This is a genomic window from Streptomyces virginiae (assembly GCF_040638905.1).
Taxonomy (GTDB): Bacteria; Actinomycetota; Actinomycetes; order Streptomycetales; family Streptomycetaceae; genus Streptomyces; species Streptomyces virginiae_B.
Window position 1 is genome coordinate 38149 of the sequence record NZ_JBEZYV010000027.1, and the last position, 20005, is coordinate 58153.

Below are 20005 nucleotides of genomic sequence, written 5' to 3' on the forward strand. Positions count from 1 at the left end.
CCCTTCTGCGCGGTGCGCGGTGTGTGCGCCCGGCAGGGGAACGTCGTGACATGACTGCCCGATCGCCCCCCGCCCGGCACGGACGCGTCGTCCGGTCAGGTCTGCCCGGAAGGCGGGGCTCCCGTCCCGTGCCGTCCGTACGGGTGCATCCTCGCACCTGTCGCCGACAACACGCCCGGCACCCGGCAATGAATGATCTTGATCTGCCGCGGGCCGGGCCGGGGCCCGACCGCAACCGGACCACGAGCGGGGCAAAGAAGGGGAAAATCGCCTCCGGCATACCCCGAAAACGTCACCCTCCGTACATATGTGCGGCAACCAACCTCCGCGGACCGGCGTCTTCCCGGGGGACACCCCCTAGAGTGGGCCGGAAAAACCACTCGACGGAACGACCACAGCAGACGACAGCAGGGGAGCGCGAGACGTGCGGCCAGTCGGCAGTAAGTACCTGCTCGAGGAGCCGCTCGGGCGCGGCGCCACGGGCACCGTCTGGCGTGCCCGCCAGCGGGAGACCGCCGGCGCGGAGGCGGCCGTGGCGGGCCAGCCCGGCGAGACCGTGGCGATCAAGGTCCTCAAGGAGGAGCTGGCCCAGGACGCCGACATCGTCATGCGCTTCCTGCGGGAGCGCTCCGTCCTGCTGCGCCTGACCCACCCCAACATCGTGCGCACCCGCGACCTCGTCGTCGAGGGCGACCTGCTGGCCCTGGTCATGGACCTGATCGACGGCCCGGACCTGCACCGCTACCTGCGTGAGAACGGCCCCTTCACTCCCGTCGCCGCGAGCCTGCTGACCGCCCAGATCGCGGACGCGCTCGCCGCCAGCCACGCCGACGGCGTGGTGCACCGCGACCTCAAGCCGGCCAACGTGCTGCTCGACGAGCGCGGCGGGCAGATGAAGCCGATGCTGACCGACTTCGGCATCGCCCGCCTGGCCGACTCCCCGGGCCTGACCCGCACCCACGAGTTCGTCGGCACCCCGGCCTACGTCGCCCCCGAGTCTGCCGAGGGCCGCCCGCAGACCTCCGCCGTCGACATCTACGGCGCCGGCATCCTGCTCTACGAGCTGCTCACCGGCCGCCCGCCGTTCGCCGGCGGCACCGCGCTCGAAGTGCTCCACCGCCACCTCAGCGAGGAGCCGCAGCGCCCCTCGACCGTGCCCGAGCCGCTGTGGACGGTCATCGAGCGCTGCCTGCGCAAGGAGCCCGACGAGCGCCCCAGCGCCGCGAACCTGGCCCGCGGCCTGCGCGTGGTCGCCGCCGGCATCGGCGTGCACTCCACGGGCGCCGAGGTGGAGGCCGCGCTCGGGGTGGGCGCCCTCCTCGCGCCCGACCCCTCGCCGGCCCCGGTCCCCGAGACCCCCGGCGCCGCGGACCCGACCCAGGTGCTGCCGTCCGGGGCGGGCTCACCGGCGGGCGCCTACGACCCGAACGCCATGACCAGCGTCATGCCGCCGGTCGGCGCGGCCGACGCCACCTCTGTGCTGCCCATGGGCTCTCCCCGGCCCGGAGGGCCAGGGGGAACGGCAGGCTCCGGGGCCGACCCGACCTCGGTCATGCCGCCCGTGCAGCAGCCCGACGCGCCGCACCCGTGGCAGACGCAGATGCGGGCCGCCCGCGACCGCAACGAGCAGACGCAGATGCAGTACCTCGACCCGGAGGACGACCCGCTGCGCCGCCGCCCGCAGCGCCAGGCGCCCCCGCCGCCGCAACACAGGCCCCCACAGCAGCCGCCGCAGTACCGGCAGGGGCCGCCGCAGCAGCAGTACCAGCAGCCGCAGCAGCCCCGGTACCGCCAGCCGCAGCAGCAGCCTCCGCAGCAGCAGTACGCACCGCCGCCCCCGCCGCAGCACTACCAGCCGCAGCAGCGCCAGCCCCAGCAGTACCAGCAGCCGCAGCAGCCCCAACAGCAGCAGCCGCAGTACCGCCAGCCGCAGCAGCCCCCGCAGGCCCCGCCGCAGCCGCCGGCCCGCCGGGAGCCGCGCGAGCCGCGCCGCCGCAGCGCCAACCCGGTGCGGATTCCCGGCCTCGGCTGCCTCAAGGGCTGCCTGGTGCTGATCCTGGTGTTCTTCGTGGCCGGCTGGCTCGTCTGGGAGCTGACCCCGCTGCAGGAGTGGATCGGCACGGGCAAGGGATGGTGGGACCAGGTGTGGACCTGGGGCACCGGCATCGTCGACTGGGTCACCACCATCGGCGACTCGGCGGGCTCCTCGGGCTCTTCCGGCTCCTCCGCTCCCTGAGGAGGGCCCCGTAGCGCCGACTTCGTGGATTTGTCGACATCCAGGACGTGATTTCGCCCGCAGAAGTGAAGGTCGTCGCGAATCGGGCCCCCCTGCTGGCCTCCGAAGCCCACGCGGCCGCGTAGCTTTGGGGCGTACGCCAGCCACTGAGGGAGCAGTCGTGGCACGGAAAATCGGCAGCCGGTACACCGCGCACCAGATCCTGGGACGCGGCAGCGCGGGCACGGTGTGGCTGGGCGAGGGGCCTGACGGGCCCGTCGCCGTGAAACTGCTGCGCGAGGACCTCGCGTCCGACCAGGAACTGGTCGGACGCTTCGTCCAGGAGCGCAGCGCCCTGCTCGGCCTGGAGCATCCGCACGTCGTCTCCGTCCGCGACCTCGTCGTGGACGGCAACGACCTCGCCCTCGTCATGGACCTCGTACGCGGTACGGACCTGCGCACGCGGCTCGACCGCGAGCGCAGGCTCGCCCCCGAGGCGGCCGTGGCGATCGTCGCGGACGTGGCCGACGCGCTGGCCGCGGCGCACGCGGCGGGGGTCGTGCACCGGGACGTCAAGCCGGAGAACGTCCTGCTGGACATGCAGGGCCCGCTCGGCCCGGGCGGCTCGCACCCGGCCCTGCTGACCGACTTCGGCGTCGCCAAGCTGATCGACTCCCCCCGGCGGGCCTCCGCGGGCCGGGCCACGGCCCCGACGACCCGCATCATCGGCACCCCGGACTACCTGGCCCCGGAGATCGTGGAGGGCCTGCCCCCGCGGGCGGCGGTGGACATCTACGCCCTGGCCACCGTCCTGTACGAGCTCCTGGCCGGGTTCACCCCCTTCGGCGGCGGCCACCCGGGCGCGGTCCTGCGGCGGCACGTGACGGAGACCGTCGTCCCGCTGCCGGGGATCCCCGACGAGCTGTGGCAGCTGATCGTGCAGTGCCTGGCCAAGGCGCCGGCCTCGCGGCTGCGGGCCTCGGAGCTGTCGGTCCGGCTGCGGGACCTGCTGCCGATGCTGGCCGGGATGCCGCCGCTCGACGTGGACGAGCCGGACGACGCGGAGGCGGAGCCGGAGGTCTCGGAGGAACCGTCCGCCGACCCGGTGCGGCGGCGGGGCGTGGTCCCGCTCGTACCGGGGTCGGCGACCGACTCCAACCGGGACACCCACACCTCGATGCGGGTGCCGGGGCCGGACGAGCTGGCCGGCGGGGCGCTGGGCACGGCCCGCGTGCCGCGGCCGGCCGGCGGCCACCGGCCCGGCTCGGCCCGACACCGGGCCGAGGCCGCCCGCAAGCGGCGCCTGACCCTGTCGGCGGTCGCGGTGGCCCTGGTCGCCGCCGTCGGCCTGGGCAGCTGGCTGGCCCTCTCCGGCAGCGACGAGCCCAGTCCCCGACGGGACAACAAGCAGCAGTCCGTTCCCCGGGTGCCGTAGCGCCGGTGCGGCGCCGCGGTCGGGGGGCCCGCCCCCGCGCCTCGAACGCCGGCGGGGCTGGATCTCCCGGCCCCGCCGGCGTGTGAGGACCGGGGTCCGGGCGGAGCTCGGGAAGCCCCGCGCAGCGGACGCGCCCCGCCCTGGCCGCCGCGTACGGGCTACGCCGCGACCAGCTCCGGGTGCCAGCGCCGCGCCACGGCGGGGTGGGCGCGGACCCAGCCCTTCAACTCGTTGCGGCCGTACTCGGCGTGCAGCGGGTTCGACGCGTCGTGCGCCACCCCGGGCGCCGAGCGCAGGTAGTCGCCCGGCACGGTCTCCACCACCGCGTCCAGCCGCGGGTTGTAGAAGAACGGCACCGAGAACCGCTCCACCGCACCCGGCGGGCTGACCACCCGGTGGTCGGTCGCGGTCAGGTAGCCCTCGGTCGCGATCTCCAGCAGCTCGCCCAGGTTCACCACGAAGGCCCCCGGCATGGGCGGAACGTCCACGTAGCCGCCGTCCCGGACCACTTGGAGGCCGCCCACCGAGTCCTGCAGCAGGAGCGTGAGGAAGCCGTAGTCCTTGTGCGCCCCGACCCCCTGGTCGGCGCCGGACGGGGCGGACCCCGGGTAGCGGATCAGCTTGGTGTGCAGATGGGGCCGGTCGGCGAAGGCGTCGTCGAAGAAGTCGGCCGGGGCGCCGATCGAGACCAGCAGCTCCTGGAGCAGGCGGTGCGCCACCGCCGCCAGGCGGGACTGCCAGTCGAGGACCACCGTACGGAGTTCGGGGAGGGCGGCGGGCCACTGGTTCGGGCCCTCCAGCCACAGGTACGCCGGGTCGTCCGGGCCCACCACGGGTGCCGGCCGCTCCGCACCCACGTCCAGCTGGTCGCGCCAGTCGGAGGCCCCGCCGGTCAGCTCGTGCCCGATCCGGGTGTAGCCGCGGAAGTGCGGGGAGTTCAGATTGCTCACGGCGAGCCGGTCGGCCTCCGGGAGGGCGAAGAAGGTCCGGGTCACCTCCAGGATGCGGGCGCTCTCGGCGGCGGTGACGCCGTGCCCGGTCAGGTGCAGGAAGCCGGTGTCCCTGGCCGCTGCGTGCAGCTGCTTCAGGAAGTCGGCCCGCTGGGCCGGGTCGTCGGCCTGGGAGAGGTCCAGGACGGGGAGAGAGTGCGCGGACGGCATGACGGCTCCGTTTCGGATGTCACGGGGTCCTGTTCCCCAGAGGTGGCGGGGCCGCGGGTGGGGCGGGGTCGCCGGCAGGGTTGGCGCCGGGACCGCTGGGCCGCGTTACAGGACCAAGTCGGATCGGGGTGGATCAGGCTTGGGTGAGGTCCGGCGGCTGACAGCTCGTCGTCGTGACGCGCATGTAGTCCACATGGCGGCGCTTGACGAGGAGAACGGTCATACGGTGAGCGTACGCCCGTCCGAACCTTCATCAGAACGGGTGATCCGGCCTGCCCGGACGGGCTTGCCCGAGGACCGGCTACGCTGGACCCGTGGCAGTCGTCGATGTTTCCGAAGAGCTGAAGTCCCTCTCCTCGACCATGGGGTCGATCGAGGCCGTCCTGGACCTCGACAAGCTGAGGGCAGATATCGCCGTGCTCGAGGAGCAGGCCGCCGCGCCGTCCCTGTGGGACGACCCGGAAGCCGCCCAGAAGATCACGAGCAAGCTTTCGCACCTCCAGGCCGAGGTCCGCAAGGCCGAGACCCTGCGCGGACGCATCGACGACCTGGCGGTGCTCTTCGAGCTCGCCCAGGAGATGGACGACGCGGACACCCTCGCCGAGGCCGAGACCGAGCTGACGTCCGTCCGCAAGGCACTGGACGAGATGGAGGTCCGGACCCTGCTCTCCGGCGAGTACGCCGAGCGCGAGGCCCTGGTCAACATCCGTGCCGAGGCCGGAGGCGTCGACGCCTCCGACTTCGCCGAGCGCCTCCAGCGCATGTACCTGCGCTGGGCCGAGCGCCACGGCTACTCCACGGAGATCTACGAGACCTCGTACGCGGAAGAGGCCGGCATCAAGTCGACCACCTTCGTCGTCAAGGCCCCGTACGCCTACGGCACCCTCTCCGTCGAGCAGGGCACCCACCGCCTCGTGCGCATCTCGCCCTTCGACAACCAGGGCCGCCGCCAGACCTCCTTCGCGGGCGTCGAGGTGCTCCCTGTCGTCGAGACCAGCGACCACGTCGAGATCGACGAGTCCGAGCTGCGCATCGACGTCTACCGCGCCTCCGGCCCCGGCGGCCAGGGCGTCAACACCACCGACTCGGCCGTGCGCATCACGCACATCCCGACCGGCATCGTCGTCTCCTGCCAGAACGAGCGCTCGCAGATCCAGAACAAGGCCAGCGCCATGAACGTCCTCCAGGCCAAGCTGCTGGAGCGGCGCCGCCAGGAGGAGCAGGCCAGGATGGACGCCCTCAAGGACGGCGGCAGCTCCTGGGGCAACCAGATGCGCTCCTACGTCCTGCACCCGTACCAGATGGTCAAGGACCTGCGCACGGAGTTCGAGGTCGGCAACCCGCAGGCGGTCCTCGACGGCGAGATCGACGGCTTCCTGGAGGCCGGCATCCGCTGGCGCAAGCAGCAGGAGCAGACCGCGTAGGACGCCGGGACGCTCCCCGGAAGAACGCGGAAAGGGCCCGGACACCTTCAGGTGTCCGGGCCCTTCCGCTGTATGTGATCGGTACGCGGCGCGGGCACCGACGAGCACCGGCGCCGGGCCCTGCCCGCAAAGCGCCCGCTAGGCGGTCTGCTGGGCCACCAGGACCAGAGCTGCCACGAGGACCACCATGAGCACGATGAGTGCCACGGGGTTCAGGCCGGAGAAGGGGCCCTCCTGCTGGAGGCGCTCCCGGTTCGCCCGGCACACCGGGCAGCGGCCCTGGCTGACGGGTGCGGCGCAGTTCGCGCACACGAGCCGGTCATATGTCATGCGCTCCTCCTCTCGCCCCTCGGTCTTTCCTACTGTCTATAACGGCGCGGGGAACCGGACCGTTCCCCCTACCACTGTGCCAGCTTCGCCGACATTCGGCGCGGCCCGTCCGGACTCCCGCGGTCCGGACCCTCCCGGACCGGGGGATAAAGCGGACAACTCCGGATGCCGGGTCCACACCTCGCGCCCGTTCGCGTATGGTCACGCACACCTACTCCCGGCGACCGTGGTGCACCCGTGATCCGATTCGACAGCGTCTCCAAGTCCTACCCGAAGCAGAGCCGTCCCGCACTCAGAGAAGTCTCCCTCGACATCGCGAAGGGCGAGTTCGTCTTCCTGGTCGGCTCGTCCGGCTCCGGCAAGTCCACCTTCCTGCGCCTCATCCTGCGCGAGGAGCGGGCGAGCCACGGCCAGGTGCACGTCCTGGGCAAGGACCTCGCCAAGCTCTCCAACTGGAAGGTCCCGCAGATGCGGCGCCAGTTGGGGACCGTCTTCCAGGACTTCCGCCTGCTGCCCAACAAGACGGTGGCCGAGAACGTCGCCTTCGCGCAGGAGGTCATCGGCAAGCCCCGGGGCGAGATCCGCAAGGCCGTCCCGCAGGTCCTGGAACTGGTCGGCCTGGGCGGCAAGGAAGAGCGCATGCCCGGCGAGCTCTCCGGCGGTGAGCAGCAGCGCGTGGCCATCGCCCGCGCCTTCGTCAACCGCCCGGCCCTGCTGATCGCGGACGAGCCCACCGGCAACCTCGACCCGCAGACCTCCGTCGGGATCATGAAGCTGCTGGACCGGATCAACCGGACCGGTACCACCGTGATCATGGCGACGCACGACCAGCAGATCGTCGACCAGATGCGCAAGCGCGTCATCGAACTCGAACAGGGCCGACTCGTACGCGACCAGTCGCGCGGCGTCTACGGCTACCAGCACTGAAAGGCCCTTGAGAGTCATGCGCGCCCAGTTCGTCATGTCCGAGATCGGCGTCGGCCTCCGCCGCAATCTCACCATGACCTTCGCGGTCATCATCTCCGTGGCCCTGTCCCTCGCCCTGTTCGGCGGCTCCCTGCTCATGAGCGAGCAGGTGAGCAGGATGAAGGGCTACTGGTACGACAAGGCCAACGTCTCGATCTACCTCTGCAACAAGCAGGACGCCCAGGAGGCCGGCGAGGCCGCCAACAGCGGGGGAGGCGGCGCGGGAGGCGTCGCCACCTGCCGCAAGGGCGCCGTGACCGACGAGCAGAAGAAGCAGATCGAGTCCGAGCTCAAGGCGATGTCCCTGGTCAAGTCGGTGACCTACGAGTCGGCCGACGAGGCGTACAAGCACTACCAGGAGCAGTACGGCCACACCGCCCTGGCCTCCTCCATCACCCCCGACCAGATGCAGGAGTCCTTCCGGGTCAAGCTCAAGAACCCGGAGAAGTACAAGGTGGTCACCTCCGCCTTCGCCGGCCGCGACGGCATCCACACCGTGGACGACCAGCGCCAGGCGATCGACGACCTCTTCCGGATCCTCAACTACCTCAACATGGCCGCCGTGGGCATCATGGCGATCATGCTGATCGTGGCGCTGCTGCTGATCGTCAACACCGTGCGCGTCTCGGCGTTCAGCCGCAGGCGGGAGACCGGGATCATGCGGCTGGTGGGTGCCTCCAGCTTCTACATCCAGGTCCCCTTCATCATGGAGGCCGCCGTCGCCGGGCTCATCGGCGCGCTCTTCGCCTGCGTCATGCTCGTCTCCGGCCAGTACTTCGTGATCGACCACGGCGTCGGCCTGCGCGACAAGATCCAGCTCATCGACTTCATGGGCTGGGGATCGGTGCTGGCCAAGCTCCCGTACGTGCTGTTCATCGGCCTCCTGATGCCCTCCATGGCCGCCTTCATCGCTCTGCGCAAGTACCTGAAGGTGTGACAAGCGCCCCGCAAGCGGTCCGGCCAACCGTCCCTGCCTGCGCGGGGCTTGTCCTAGACTCGGCGCCATGCCGGGTCTGCCCGCCTTCTGTCTCCGGCCCCGCGACCCACGTCGCGGGGCCGTTTTGACGTTAGCCTTCGCCGCCGTCGTCGCCGTCGGCGCGTTCACCGGGTGCTGGGTCCCCGAGGACGGCGTCGCGGCCGCCGCCCGTACGGACGCCCCCGCGCCCGGGGCCCCGCGCGCGGAGGGCACCGCGGACCGCGAGGCGGTCGCCCGGGCCGCCGCCGAGGCCGTCGCCGAGGGCAAGTCCGGCAAGAAGGCCGCGCAGGAAGTGGTCAGCCGCAGCGGCGACCGCTGGGGCACCGTCTACGACCAGGGCGAGTACGCCGCCTTCGCCGAGGGCCTCGACGGGCACTGGACCGGCGTCGGGGTCTGGGCCGGGCGCGCCCGCGACGGCGTGATCACCCTCGACCGGGTCCAGCCCGGCAGCCCCGCCGCCCGGGCCGGCCTGCGCGCCGGGGACCGGCTGCTGAGCGTCGACGGTCACGCCGTGACGGGGCTGGCCGTGGCCGACGTGGTCGCCCTGCTCCGCGGCACCGCCGGCACCCCCGTCGTGCTGAAACTCAGCCGGGACGGCGCCGACCTCACCGAGACCGTCCTGCGCCAGCGGCTGCGCACCGAGCCGGTGACCGTGCGGCGGCTCGCCGGCGACGTCACCGTCATCAAGGTGAGCTCCTTCACCCGCGGCTCCGGCGAGCGCGTCAGGGCGGCAGTCCGCGCGGCCCCGCCCGGCGGTGGGGTCATGCTGGACCTGCGCGGCAACCGGGGCGGGCTGGTCGACGAGGCCGTCACGACCGCCTCCGCCTTCCTGGACGGCGGGCTCGTGGCGACCTACGACGTACGGGGCGAGCAGCGCGTCCTGAACGCGACCCCGGGCGGGGACACGACGCGCCCGCTGGTCGCCCTCGTCGACGGCGGCACGATGAGCGCCGCCGAGCTGGTGACGGGCGCGCTCCAGGACCGGGGCCGGGCGCTGGCGGTGGGCAGCAGGACCTTCGGCAAGGGCTCGGTGCAGATGCCGACCGAGCTCCCGGACGGCTCGGTGGCCGAGCTGACGGTGGGCACGTACCGCACACCGGCGGGCCGCAGCCTCGACGGCGGCGGCATCACCCCGGACGTACCGGCGGGCGACCGGGCCGAGGATCGGGCCGTCGCGGTATTGGGTGGCCTCGGGGTGGGTCCGTAGTGCGAAAATGACCGCACTATGGCTAAGGAAAAAGGGCGCAAGCTGATCGCCCAGAACAAGAAGGCTCGGCACGACTACGCGATCATCGACACCTACGAGTGCGGTCTCGTGCTCACCGGTACCGAGGTCAAGTCCATGCGCCAGGGCCGTGCCTCGCTGGTGGACGGCTTCGTGTCGGTGGAGGGCCGGGAGGCCTGGCTCTACAACGTGCACGTGCCGGAGTACAGCCAGGGCACCTGGACCAACCACAGTGCCCGGCGCAAGCGGAAGCTCCTGATGCACCGGGAGGAGATCGACAAGCTGGCGCGCAAGGCCGACGAGTCGGGTCACACGATCGTGCCCCTCTCCCTGTACTTCAAGGACGGCCGGGCGAAGGTCGAGATCGCGCTGGCGAAGGGCAAGAAGGAGTACGACAAGCGGCAGACGCTGCGGGAGAAGCAGGACACCCGCGAGACGAACCGTGCGATCTCGGCGATCCGCCGCAAGCAGCGCGGTACGGTTTAATCTCCTGGCACGCGGTGGTCCACTTCGCGTACCATGGCGTCAGCACCCGCCGCTCGCGGTGGGAGCAGCTTGTGCGGTACATAACTGAAAAGCGTGAAACATGGGGATGATCGGTTTCGACAGCGGATGTCGATGCAGGGGAAGCGAGCCGAGGAAGCGGCAATGATCTCGCTAACCACATGTCGCAAAAAATAATCGCCAACTCCAAGAGCGATAACTCCCGCTTCACCCTCGCTGCCTAATAACAGTGAGCTGAAGCCTCTGTGAGGAGCGTCAGCCCGGAAGTGGTCCCGGTCCGGATCCTGGCGTCAACTAGGGATCTAAACCTCTAGCCCCGGTCACGGGGGTTGGAGGGAAACCAAACAGTGACTGAGCCCGTCGGAGACTTGTCCGTGTGATCTCCGGGGCCGAGAAAAGCGCAGCGGACTGCGCTCGGAGAAGCCCTGCTTCTGCACCGTTGGACGCGGGTTCGATTCCCGCCATCTCCACTCATCCCATGTGGGCGAAGGCCCCGCAGCCACTCGGCTGCGGGGCCTTCGTCATGCCTGCGCGGTGTCCGGGGTCAAGCAGCACGGGACCTTGTCGAGGTTCAGGGCGTGGGGCGCCGCGATCCAGCCGGTGCGGTCAGCGCGATGGCCAGTGCGACCAGCGCGGCCGCCGCCGGTACCGCGTAGGCGGCGACCGGGCCCGCGCCCTCCACGACCGAGCCCGTGCTCGCCGAGCCGACCGCGATTCCCGCGAAGATGGCGGTGACCGCCAGGGTCATGCCCTCGTTGAGCCGCCCCTGCGGGGTGCGGGCGTGGACCTGCGACATCGCGGTGACCATCGTCGGGGCCGTGGCCATGCCGGCCAGCACGAGGGCGCAGGCCAGGGCGGGCACGGAGCCGGTGGCCGCCGCGGCCCAGGGCAGGGTCATGAGGACGGCCAGAGCGCACACGCAGGCCTTCAGTGAGCGGGCGCGCACGGTGCCGTAGAGCAGGCCGGCCGCGCAGGAGCCCGCCGCCTGGAGGGCCAGGACCAGGCCGGAGGCGGCGCCCAGGCCCTGGAAGTCGAGGTAGGCGATCGAGGCGACCTCCATCGAGCCGAAGACCACGCCGGTGACGAGGAACAGCGGCAGCAGCGGGCCCAGGGCGCGCAGCGGCGAGCCGCGTCGCGGCGCCGCCGTCACGGGGGGCTGGGTGGCGCGGCAGGAGGTGAAGACCAGCATGCCGGTGAGCAGCAGGGCCGCCCCGGCGAGGGTGCCCGCCTCCGGGAAGACCACACCGCACAGGAAGGCCGCCAGGACCGGCCCCAGCATGAAGCACAGCTCGTCCGCGGCCTGTTCGAAGGACATCGCCGTGTGGTGGGCGGCCGGGGAGTCGCGCAGCAGGTGTGTCCAGCGCGCGCGGGACATGCCGCCGATGTTGGGGGTGGTGGCGGTCACGGCGTACGAGGCGAAGAGGGTCCAGGCCGGGGCGCCGGTGCGCACGCACGCGATCAGGGACAGTGAGCCGAGGACCGCGATCAGGGTGGCGGGCACCGCGATCCGGGCCTGGCCGTGGCGGTCGATCAGGCGGGCGGTCAGGGGCGCCACCACTGCCGTGGCCGCCAGTCCGGTCGCCGTGACCGCGCCGGCGAGGGCGTACGAGCCGCGCTGGCCGGCGATCATCATGACCGCGCTGACGCCGAACATGCCCATCGGAAGGCGGGCGATGAGGTTTCCGGCGGTGAACCCCCGGGTGCCGGGCAGCGCGAACAGCCGGCGGTAGGGGCCGGGTCCCCGCCCGGCGGCGGCCCGCACGGCGGCACGGCGAGGGGCGGTGGGGGTGGGGGAGGAGGAGGGAGCGGTGATGACGAGCGTGCTGCCGGTGACGGTCATGAGGGGCATGGCACCACCCTCGGCCGGGGCGCCTGCCGCCGTCCAACACCTGTTCCGAGGGCATTCACCCGCTCCTGTTGTTAGTCTCCGGGGGTGATGCCCCGTGATGTGGAACCCCGGCTGCTGCGCGGGTTCGTCGCCGTTGCCGAGGAGCTGCACTTCACCCGTGCCGCCGCCCGCCTGTACGTCGCCCAGCAGGCGCTGAGCAGGGACGTCCGGCGGCTGGAACAGGCCCTGGCGGCCACCTTGTTCGTCCGCACCACGCGCGCCGTCGAGCTGACCGCCGACGGGCACCGACTGCTGCCCCTGGCCCGGCGCGTGCTGGCCGCGCACGCGGAGCTGGCGGGCGCGTTCGGAGCCGGGACTGCGGCCGGCGCCGCGCCCCGGCCGCTCCTCGTCGACCTGAACACCGACGGGCCCGGCACCGCGCGCACCGTGCTGGAGCGGGCCCGCGAACTCGCCCCGGACTGCGAGCTGATGGCCCGCTTCGAGAGCGGGCTCACGCACGCCGCCGCCGAGGTCGCGGCCGGCCGGCTCGATGTCGCCTTCGGGTACGCCGACGGCCTCGACCCCGTACTGCGGGCGCCGCTCGCGCAGCGGCCCGTACGCTACGAGCCGCTCGCCGTGCTGCTGCCCGAAGGGCACGCCCTGGCCGCGCGGGAGTCCGTACCGCTGGACGCGCTGGCCGGGGAGACCGTGTACGCGGGCGCCGGGAACCCCCGGACGCTGGAATGGACGGGCCTCGCCCGCGAACTGTTCACCGGGCGCGGGATCCTCATGGCCCCGCCCGCGCCGGTCGCCGTCGGCAAGGAGGAGTTCCGCCGGGTCATGGTCAAGACCGGCAACCCGGTACTGGCGACCGTCGGATTCCTGGACATGCCGGGATGCGTGAAGCTGCCGCTGACCGACCCGGTGCCGCTGTCGCCGCTGTCGATGGTGTGGCGCAAGGGCTTCGCCCACCCCGGCCTGGACGCCCTGCACGCCGCGGCCGCCGCGCTGGCGGCCGAGCGGGGCTGGCTCGCCCCGGCGGCCGGGAGCTGGCTGCCGGCCCCGCTCACACACCGTCCGCGCGGCGGGTGAGAGCAAGGTTTCCCGCCGGTCACCCGGCGGGGACCGGGGCCGAAACGCGCCCTTCCTACCGTCGTCACCACGGACGCGACAGCTGTGGAGGCGTGATGACCGGTACGACCGCACCGCGTAGGCGGGGCCGTTGGATCGAGCGGTGGGATCCCGAGGACGAGACATTCTGGAAGGAGACCGGGGAGCGGATCGCCCGCCGCAACCTGCTGTACTCCGTGCTCTCCGAGCACATCGGCTTCTCCATCTGGTCCCTGTGGTCGGTGATGGTCCTCTTCATGGGGCCCCAGTACGGCATCGACCCGGCCGGGAAGTTCTTCCTGATCGCGACCGCGACGTGCGTGGGCGCCCTGGTGCGCGTGCCCTACACCTTCGCCGTCGCCCGTTTCGGCGGCCGGAACTGGACCGTCGTCAGCGCCCTGCTGCTGCTCGCGCCGACGGTCGCCGCGATCGTGGTGATGGAGCCGGGGACCTCGTACGGGACCTTCCTGCTCGTCGCCGCCCTCACCGGCGTCGGCGGCGGCAACTTCGCCTCCTCCATGACCAACATCAACGCCTTCTTCCCGCTGCGGAAGAAGGGCTGGGCGCTCGGCCTGAACGCCGGCGGCGGCAACATCGGCGTCCCCGTCGTCCAGCTGGCCGGGCTGCTGGTCATCGCCACCGCCGGAGCCGGCCACCCGCGGCTGCTGCTGGGCGCCTACATCCCGCTGATCGTGATCGCGGCGGTGCTGGCGGCCGTACGGATGGACAACCTGGCGCCCGTGCGCAACGACACCGGCGCGGTCCGCGAGGCCCTGAAGGACGCGCACACCTGGATCATGGCGTTCCTCTACGTCGGGACCTTCGGGTCCTTCATCGGCTACAGCTTCGCCTTCGGACTGGTCCTCCAGACCCAGTTCGGGCGCACCCCGCTCCAGGCCGCCTCGCTGACCTTCATCGGACCTCTGCTCGGCTCGCTGATCAGGCCGGTGGGCGGGGCGCTGGCGGACCGGTACGGCGGGGCGCGGATCACCCTCGGCACGTTCGTGGCGATGGCCGCGGCGACCGGAGTGGTCGTCTTCGCCTCGCAGCGGGCCTCGCTGCCGGTCTTCCTCGTCGGGTTCGTCGCCCTCTTCGTCCTGAGCGGACTCGGCAACGGCTCGACGTACAAGATGATCCCGGGCATCTTCCAGGCGAAGGCACTGGCGCGCGGGATGAGCGGCGAGAGCGCCGCGGCGTACGGCCGACGGCTCTCCGGGGCCTCCATGGGGCTGATCGGCGCGGTCGGCGCGCTCGGCGGACTGGGCATCAACCTCGTCTTCCGGGAGGCGTTCCGCACCTCCGGATCCGGCACGTCGGCCTTCGTCACCTTCCTGGGCTTCTACGCCCTGTGCTGCGCGGTGACGTGGGCGGTATACCTTCGCCGCCCGGCGGCGGTGACGGCCGAGGCGGCCGAGGCCCCGGCGAAACCGCAGCTCACGTCGGTGTAACCGGGGCGAAATACGGGTGAACCGAGTCCGACATGCCGAGTTGGCAGGCTCGGTCCACCCGTACCGCCCCCACATGCGTCAGTAGGCAGGTCACGATGGACGACAGGAACACCGGCCCGCTCGCGGGCTTCACCGTCGGGGTCACCGCCGCCCGGCGGGCGGACGAGCTCATCGCGCTGCTGCGGCGGCGCGGAGCGGCGGTGCTGCACGCGCCGGCGCTGCGGATCGTGCCGCTCGCCGACGACACCGAACTGCTCGCCGCCACCAAGGAACTGATCGCCCGCCCCCCGGACGTGGTCGTCGCCACCACCGCGATCGGCTTCCGGGGGTGGGTCGAGGCCGCCGACGGGTGGGGGGTCGGCGAGGAGCTCCTGGCGACGCTGCGCTCCACCGAACTGCTGGCGCGCGGGCCGAAGGTGAAGGGCGCCATCCGGGCCGCCGGACTCGTGGAGGAGTGGTCCCCGCAGTCGGAGTCCCTCGCCGAGGTACTGGAGCGGCTGCTGGCGGCCGGGGTCGCCGGCCGGCGGATCGCACTCCAGCTGCACGGGGAGCCGCTGCCCGGCTTCGTCGAGGCGCTGCGGGCCGGCGGGGCCGACGTGGTGGTCGTCCCGGTGTACCGGTGGATGGCCCCGGAGGACCTCGCGCCGCTGGACCGGCTGCTGGACGCCATCGCCGTCGGCGGGGTCGACGCCGTCAGCTTCACCTCCGCCCCGGCGGCGGCCTCGCTGCTGTCCCGCGCCGAGGAACGCGGGATGCGGGAGGCCGTGCTGGACGCGCTGCGCGGCAGCCTGCTGTCCGCGTGCGTCGGACCGGTGACCGCGGTCCCGCTGCAGGCGCTCGGCGTGGACACGGTGCAGCCGGAGCGGTTCCGGCTGGGCCCGCTGGTGCAGCTGCTCTGCCGGGAGCTGCCCGGCCGGGCCCGGGTCCTGCCGGTGGCCGGACACCGGATGGAGATCCGCGGGCACGCGGTGCTCGTCGACGACGAACTGCGGGCGGTGCCGCCCGCCGGGATGGCCCTGCTGCGGGCCCTCGCCCGGCGGCCCGGCTGGGTGGTGGCCCGCGCGGAACTGCTGCGGGCGCTGCCGGGCGCGGGGAGCGACGAGCACGCCGTGGAGACGGCCATGGCCCGGCTGCGGGCGGCGCTGGGGGCGCCGAACCTCATCCAGACGGTGGTCAAGCGCGGGTACCGGCTGTCGCTGGACGCGGGCGGCGAGGACAAGTACGGGGGGCTCCCCCATGACGCGGTGACGGCCAGGGGAGTCCTGGGCTAGCGTGCCGGGATGATGATCATTGATGGGGTGGAGATGAGGGGCGTCGCGCCGGACGACGCCGCCGCGCTGGCCGAGGCGTTCGCGCGGAACCGGGCGTACTTGGCGCCGTACGACCCGGTCCGGCCGGACGCCTTCTACACGGAGCAGGGGCAGCGGGAGCGGATCGCTCGGCAGATGGAGTCACGGCAGGCCGGGCGGCTGCTGCCGTTCGTGTTCGTCGACGCCGCGAGCGGCACGGCGCTGGGGACCATCAACCTCGGCAACATCCAGCACGGGCCGCTGAGCAGCGGCGGTCTCGGCTACTGGGTCGACGAGACCTGCCGCGGCAAGGGGCTGGCCGCGGCCGGCGCCGAGGAGGTCTGCCGGATCGCCCGCGACGAGCTGCGGCTGCACCGGGTGGAGGCCGGCACCCTGGTCGACAACCTGGCCTCGCAGCGGGTGCTGGCGAAGGCGGGCTTCGAGCAGTACGGACTCGCGCCGCGCTACCTGCACATCAACGGCGCCTGGCGCGACCACTGCCTCTTCCAGCGCATCCTGCACGACGACCCGCCGGCCCCTTGAGCGGGCCGCACCGCCGGTGACTCGGCCGCAGCCCGGCCAATTCAGCCCTCCGGCGTTCGAGGAGCGGGGTCCGGGGCGGGCGCCCCAGGAAACCCGGCTGCGCCGGGCGCCGTACTCCGCCCGGACCCGCGCCTCGAACGCCGGCGAGGCTGGGGTGGACGCACCGGTTCGGGGGCTTCCCCAGCGGGCAGCGTACGGGCACTCTGGGGAGGCGCCCCACGACGCGAGGCGGTGACGGACATGCGGTTCGACTCCGGGCGGGTCTGCCTGGACCTGGTGGCCACCTTCGCCCCGCGCGAGGGGATCCCGGACGGCGACGAGCTGCGGCTGTGGCTCGCCGGGGCGGGGCTCGTGCCCGACCGGACGCCGCTGGTCCGGGTGGGCGCCGACTGGGCCGAGGCCTTCCGCGCCCTGCGCGCGGACGTGGAGGCACTCGTACGGGCGGAGCTGGCCGGCAGTGAACCGGACGAGAGCGCCCTGGCCCGGGTCAACGCGCTGGCCGCCGGACCACCCCCGGGCCTGTGCGCCGTACGGGACCAAGAAGGGCACCTCGTGCGGGAGTTGTGCGGCGGCGTGGAATGCGGTGCGCTGCTCGCCGCCGTCGCCCGCGACGCCGTCGAGCTGCTGACCGACCCCGGCGACCGGGCCCTGCTGCGGGCCTGCGCGGGCGACGGCTGCACCCGCGTCTACCTGGACACCTCCCGCGGCCACCGGCGCCGGTGGTGCTCCAGCGAGCTGTGCGGCAACCGCGAACGCGTCGCCCGCCACCGCCGCAGGCTCACGGCGTCCGGATCCCGGTAGCCGGCGTACCACTGAGCGAGACCCGTTCCGGAACGGGCGTGCGGACAGGGGGCCGCTTCGCGTACGGTTGACGGTCGCCCATGCACGTCAGAAGGGGGCCTTGGTGGCCGCGCAGAATGCCGCTGTCGACAGCACGGCGGATTCCGTCCGCGATCGGGAGATCGCGGTCGAGCAGACGCATCTCGACCAGGTGTACCGACGCCTCGAGGAGAAGATCCACGAGGCCGAGTTCCTCATGAACGACGCCGCCCAGCGCGGCCAGGTCGGCACTCCCGGAGCCCTGGCCGAGCGCGACGCGCAGGTCTTCCGGGCCGGCGTCCACCTGAACCGGCTCAACAACGAGTTCGAGGACTTCCTCTTCGGCCGCATCGACCTGCTGCTCGGCAAGGACGGCGAACGCGGCCCGGACGGCGCGTACACCTCCGTCGAGCCCGCCGACGCGGCGATCCGCGAGGACCTCACGGCCGATGTCGCCGAGACCCTCCACATCGGCCGCATCGGGGTCCTGGACTCCGACTACGCGCCGCTCGTCATCGACTGGCGCGCACCGGCCGCCGCGCCGTTCTACCGCTCCACCCCCAAGGAGCCCGGCCGCGTCGTGCGCCGCCGCGTCATCCGCTCCAAGGGCCGCAAGGTGCTGGGCGTCGAGGACGACCTGATGCGCCCCGAGGTCACCGCCTTCCTCGACGGCCGCGAGCTCCCCGCCATCGGCGACGGTGCGCTCATGGCCGCGCTCGGGCGGGCCCGTACGCACTCCATGCGCGACATCGTCTCCTCCATCCAGGCCGAGCAGGACATGGTCATCCGGGCTCCCGCCGCCTCCGTCGCCGAGGTCGCCGGCGGTCCCGGCACCGGCAAGACCGCCGTCGCCCTGCACCGCGCCGCGTACCTGCTCTACCAGGACCGCCGCCGCTACTCCGGCGGCATCCTGATCGTCTCCCCGACCCCGCTGCTCGTCGCCTACACCGAGGGCGTGCTGCCCTCCCTCGGCGAGGAGGGCCAGGTCGCCATCCGGGCGCTCGGCTCGCTGGTCGACGGCGCCGAGGCGACCACGTACGACGACCCGGCCGTGGCCCGGATCAAGGGCTCCTCCCGGATGCGGTCAGTCCTGCGCAAGGCCGTACGGGGCACCCTGGAGCTCGGCGACCGGCAGGGCCCCGCGCCCGACCGGCTGCGCGTGGTGGCCTTCGGCCGCCGCGAGGAGCTGGAGGCCGACGAGCTGAACCGGATCCGGCAGAACGTGCTCGGCGGCACCGCGCCCGTGAACCTGCTGCGCCCGCGCGCCCGCAAGCTGCTGCTCGACGCCCTGTACGCGAAGACCGGCGCCTCCGGCCGGCACAGCGACCCGGAACTCGCCGCCGAGCTGCGGTCCGCCTTCGACGAGGACATCTCCACCGAGGACTCCTTCATCGGCTTCCTGAACGCGTGGTGGCCCGAGCTGACCCCGCGCCGGGTGCTCGCCGCGATGGCCGACGAGCGCAAGCTCGGCCGCTGGTCGCGCCGCGACCTGAACCCGCGCGAGACCCGCCGGCTGGCCCGCTCGCTGCGCCGGGTGGGCCCGGACGGCAAGGGCCCCCTGTCGGTGCACGACGTGGCGCTCCTCGACGAGCTGCAGCAGCTCCTCGGCGCCCCGGCCCGGCCGAAGCGGAAGCGGGAGCTGGACCCCCTTGACCAGCTCAGCGGGCTGGAGGAGCTGATGCCGACCCGCGAGGAGACCCAGTGGGAGCGGGCCGAACGGCTCGCGGCGGAGCGCACCGAGTACGCGCACGTCATCGTCGACGAGGCCCAGGACCTGACGCCGATGCAGTGGCGGATGGTGGGCCGCCGGGGCCGGCACGGCACCTGGACGGTCGTCGGCGACCCGGCGCAGTCCTCCTGGACCGACCCGGAGGAGGCGGCCGCCGCCCGCGACGAGGCCCTCGGGTCCCGGCCGCGCCGGCGCTTCACGCTCACGGTGAACTACCGCAACCCGGCCGAGGTCGCCGAGGTCGCCTCCCGGGTGCTGCGGCTGGCGATGCCCGGGACGGAGCCGCCGTCGGCGGTGCGCTCCACGGGACTTCAGCCGCGGTTCACGGCCGCCGAGGGCGAGCTGGGCGCCGTGGTGCGGGAGGAGACCCGGCGGCTGCTGGAGCAGGTGGACGGCACCGTCGGCGTGGTCGTGGCCATGGACCGCCGCGCGGAGGCCGCGGGCTGGCTCGCGGACCTGGGCGAACGGGCCGTGGCGCTGGGCAGCCTGGAGGCCAAGGGCCTGGAGTACGACGCCACGGTGGTCGTCTCCCCGGCGGAGATCGCGGAGGAGTCCCCGGCGGGCCTGCGGGTGCTGTACGTGGCGCTGACGCGTGCGACGCAGCAGCTGACGGTGGTCTCGGCCGAAGGGGACAAGCCGGACGCGGACGGCGTGCCGGAGCTGCTGCTGCCTTAGGTGACAGGGGTGTCCGGGCGGGCTCGGGGCCGCGTACGGCCGTATGGTCCGCGGCCAGGGGCGTGGTCCCCGGAACGGACCGCGAGCAGGGGGATCACATTCGGCGATCCTTTGTTAGCCTGGGTACGGCACCGACTCGATCCAAGCCCCCGGGCCCAACCTTCGTCGCTCAGAGCGACCACTTGCCGCGAGGCGAGCATGGCGGGTCGGTGTCATAAACGTAGCAAAAACCAGGTCCGCGCTCCCCACCCGTGGGGGGCGCGGACCTGTTTCGTATGACCCCACCTTCCCGAAGCTCCCCGGTATCTCGTATGGTGGAAGAGTCTTTC

Annotated in this window: 16 protein-coding genes and 1 other RNA gene; 14 read left to right on the plus strand and 3 right to left on the minus strand. The window is 72.8% G+C overall.

The window, feature by feature from the left end; genetic code table 11:
- Window positions 1-424: 424 nt before the first annotated feature.
- The gene (locus AB0F82_RS28585; RefSeq protein ID WP_362632481.1) at window positions 425-2236 is read left to right on the plus strand and encodes a serine/threonine-protein kinase; all 1812 of its coding nucleotides are present in this window, start codon (window positions 425-427) and stop codon (window positions 2234-2236) included.
- 160 nt (window positions 2237-2396) lie between these two features.
- A complete protein-coding gene (locus tag AB0F82_RS28590; RefSeq protein ID WP_356814893.1) occupies window positions 2397-3650 on the plus strand; it encodes a serine/threonine-protein kinase in 1254 nt (417 codons plus the stop codon).
- 158 nt (window positions 3651-3808) lie between these two features.
- On the opposite strand, the gene AB0F82_RS28595 is transcribed toward AB0F82_RS28590, so the two are convergent.
- Complete coding sequence (locus AB0F82_RS28595; protein ID WP_356814894.1) at window positions 3809-4810, minus strand: isopenicillin N synthase family dioxygenase; 1002 nt, start codon at window positions 4808-4810, stop codon at window positions 3809-3811.
- 314 nt (window positions 4811-5124) lie between these two features.
- Here AB0F82_RS28595 and prfB point away from each other — a divergent pair, with 314 nt between their 5' ends.
- Window positions 5125-6234 carry a peptide chain release factor 2 gene (gene prfB / locus AB0F82_RS28600; protein ID WP_356814895.1) on the plus strand — a complete coding sequence of 370 codons (1110 nt, stop codon included), beginning with the start codon at window positions 5125-5127 and terminating at the stop codon, window positions 6232-6234.
- Window positions 6235-6372: 138 nt separating this feature from the next.
- On the opposite strand, the gene AB0F82_RS28605 is transcribed toward prfB, so the two are convergent.
- On the minus strand, window positions 6373-6564 hold the full coding sequence (locus AB0F82_RS28605; protein WP_030662818.1) for a hypothetical protein: 192 nt from the start codon (window positions 6562-6564) through the stop codon (window positions 6373-6375).
- 237 nt (window positions 6565-6801) lie between these two features.
- Between AB0F82_RS28605 and ftsE the strand changes: the two genes are divergently transcribed.
- From ftsE to ssrA, 5 genes are all read left to right on the plus strand, one after another.
- Entirely contained in the window at window positions 6802-7491 is a 690-nt protein-coding gene (gene ftsE, locus AB0F82_RS28610; protein WP_030011324.1) for a cell division ATP-binding protein FtsE, read from the plus strand.
- A gap of 16 nt (window positions 7492-7507) precedes the next feature.
- Entirely contained in the window at window positions 7508-8467 is a 960-nt protein-coding gene (gene ftsX / locus AB0F82_RS28615) for a permease-like cell division protein FtsX (protein ID WP_362632486.1), read from the plus strand.
- A gap of 67 nt (window positions 8468-8534) precedes the next feature.
- Window positions 8535-9713 (plus strand): S41 family peptidase, encoded by a 1179-nt coding sequence (locus AB0F82_RS28620; protein WP_362632488.1) that lies wholly within the window; start codon window positions 8535-8537, stop codon window positions 9711-9713.
- Window positions 9714-9731: 18 nt separating this feature from the next.
- The gene (gene smpB, locus AB0F82_RS28625) at window positions 9732-10217 is read left to right on the plus strand and encodes an SsrA-binding protein SmpB (protein ID WP_356814898.1); all 486 of its coding nucleotides are present in this window, start codon (window positions 9732-9734) and stop codon (window positions 10215-10217) included.
- Window positions 10218-10319: 102 nt separating this feature from the next.
- Window positions 10320-10708: a transfer-messenger RNA gene (ssrA, locus tag AB0F82_RS28630) on the plus strand.
- Window positions 10709-10806: 98 nt separating this feature from the next.
- Here ssrA and AB0F82_RS28635 read toward each other — a convergent pair.
- Window positions 10807-12075: an MFS transporter gene (locus tag AB0F82_RS28635; protein WP_362632541.1), complete on the minus strand. Its 1269-nt coding sequence runs from the start codon at window positions 12073-12075 to the stop codon at window positions 10807-10809.
- Between the two features lie 96 nt (window positions 12076-12171).
- Between AB0F82_RS28635 and AB0F82_RS28640 the strand changes: the two genes are divergently transcribed.
- The 6 genes from AB0F82_RS28640 to AB0F82_RS28665 all read left to right on the plus strand — a co-directional run bounded on the left by AB0F82_RS28640 (window position 12172) and on the right by AB0F82_RS28665 (window position 19676).
- Window positions 12172-13155: a LysR family transcriptional regulator gene (locus tag AB0F82_RS28640; RefSeq protein ID WP_356814899.1), complete on the plus strand. Its 984-nt coding sequence runs from the start codon at window positions 12172-12174 to the stop codon at window positions 13153-13155.
- Between the two features lie 95 nt (window positions 13156-13250).
- A complete protein-coding gene (locus tag AB0F82_RS28645; RefSeq protein WP_356814900.1) occupies window positions 13251-14621 on the plus strand; it encodes a nitrate/nitrite transporter in 1371 nt (456 codons plus the stop codon).
- Window positions 14622-14716: 95 nt separating this feature from the next.
- Window positions 14717-15892 (plus strand): uroporphyrinogen-III synthase, encoded by a 1176-nt coding sequence (locus tag AB0F82_RS28650; protein ID WP_356814901.1) that lies wholly within the window; start codon window positions 14717-14719, stop codon window positions 15890-15892.
- Between the two features lie 12 nt (window positions 15893-15904).
- Entirely contained in the window at window positions 15905-16453 is a 549-nt protein-coding gene (locus AB0F82_RS28655) for a GNAT family N-acetyltransferase (protein WP_362632543.1), read from the plus strand.
- A gap of 240 nt (window positions 16454-16693) precedes the next feature.
- A complete protein-coding gene (locus tag AB0F82_RS28660; protein ID WP_356814902.1) occupies window positions 16694-17254 on the plus strand; it encodes a CGNR zinc finger domain-containing protein in 561 nt (186 codons plus the stop codon).
- A 103-nt stretch (window positions 17255-17357) separates the two neighbouring features.
- Window positions 17358-19676: a HelD family protein gene (locus tag AB0F82_RS28665; RefSeq protein WP_362632492.1), complete on the plus strand. Its 2319-nt coding sequence runs from the start codon at window positions 17358-17360 to the stop codon at window positions 19674-19676.
- The last annotated feature ends 329 nt before the right edge of the window (window positions 19677-20005 follow it).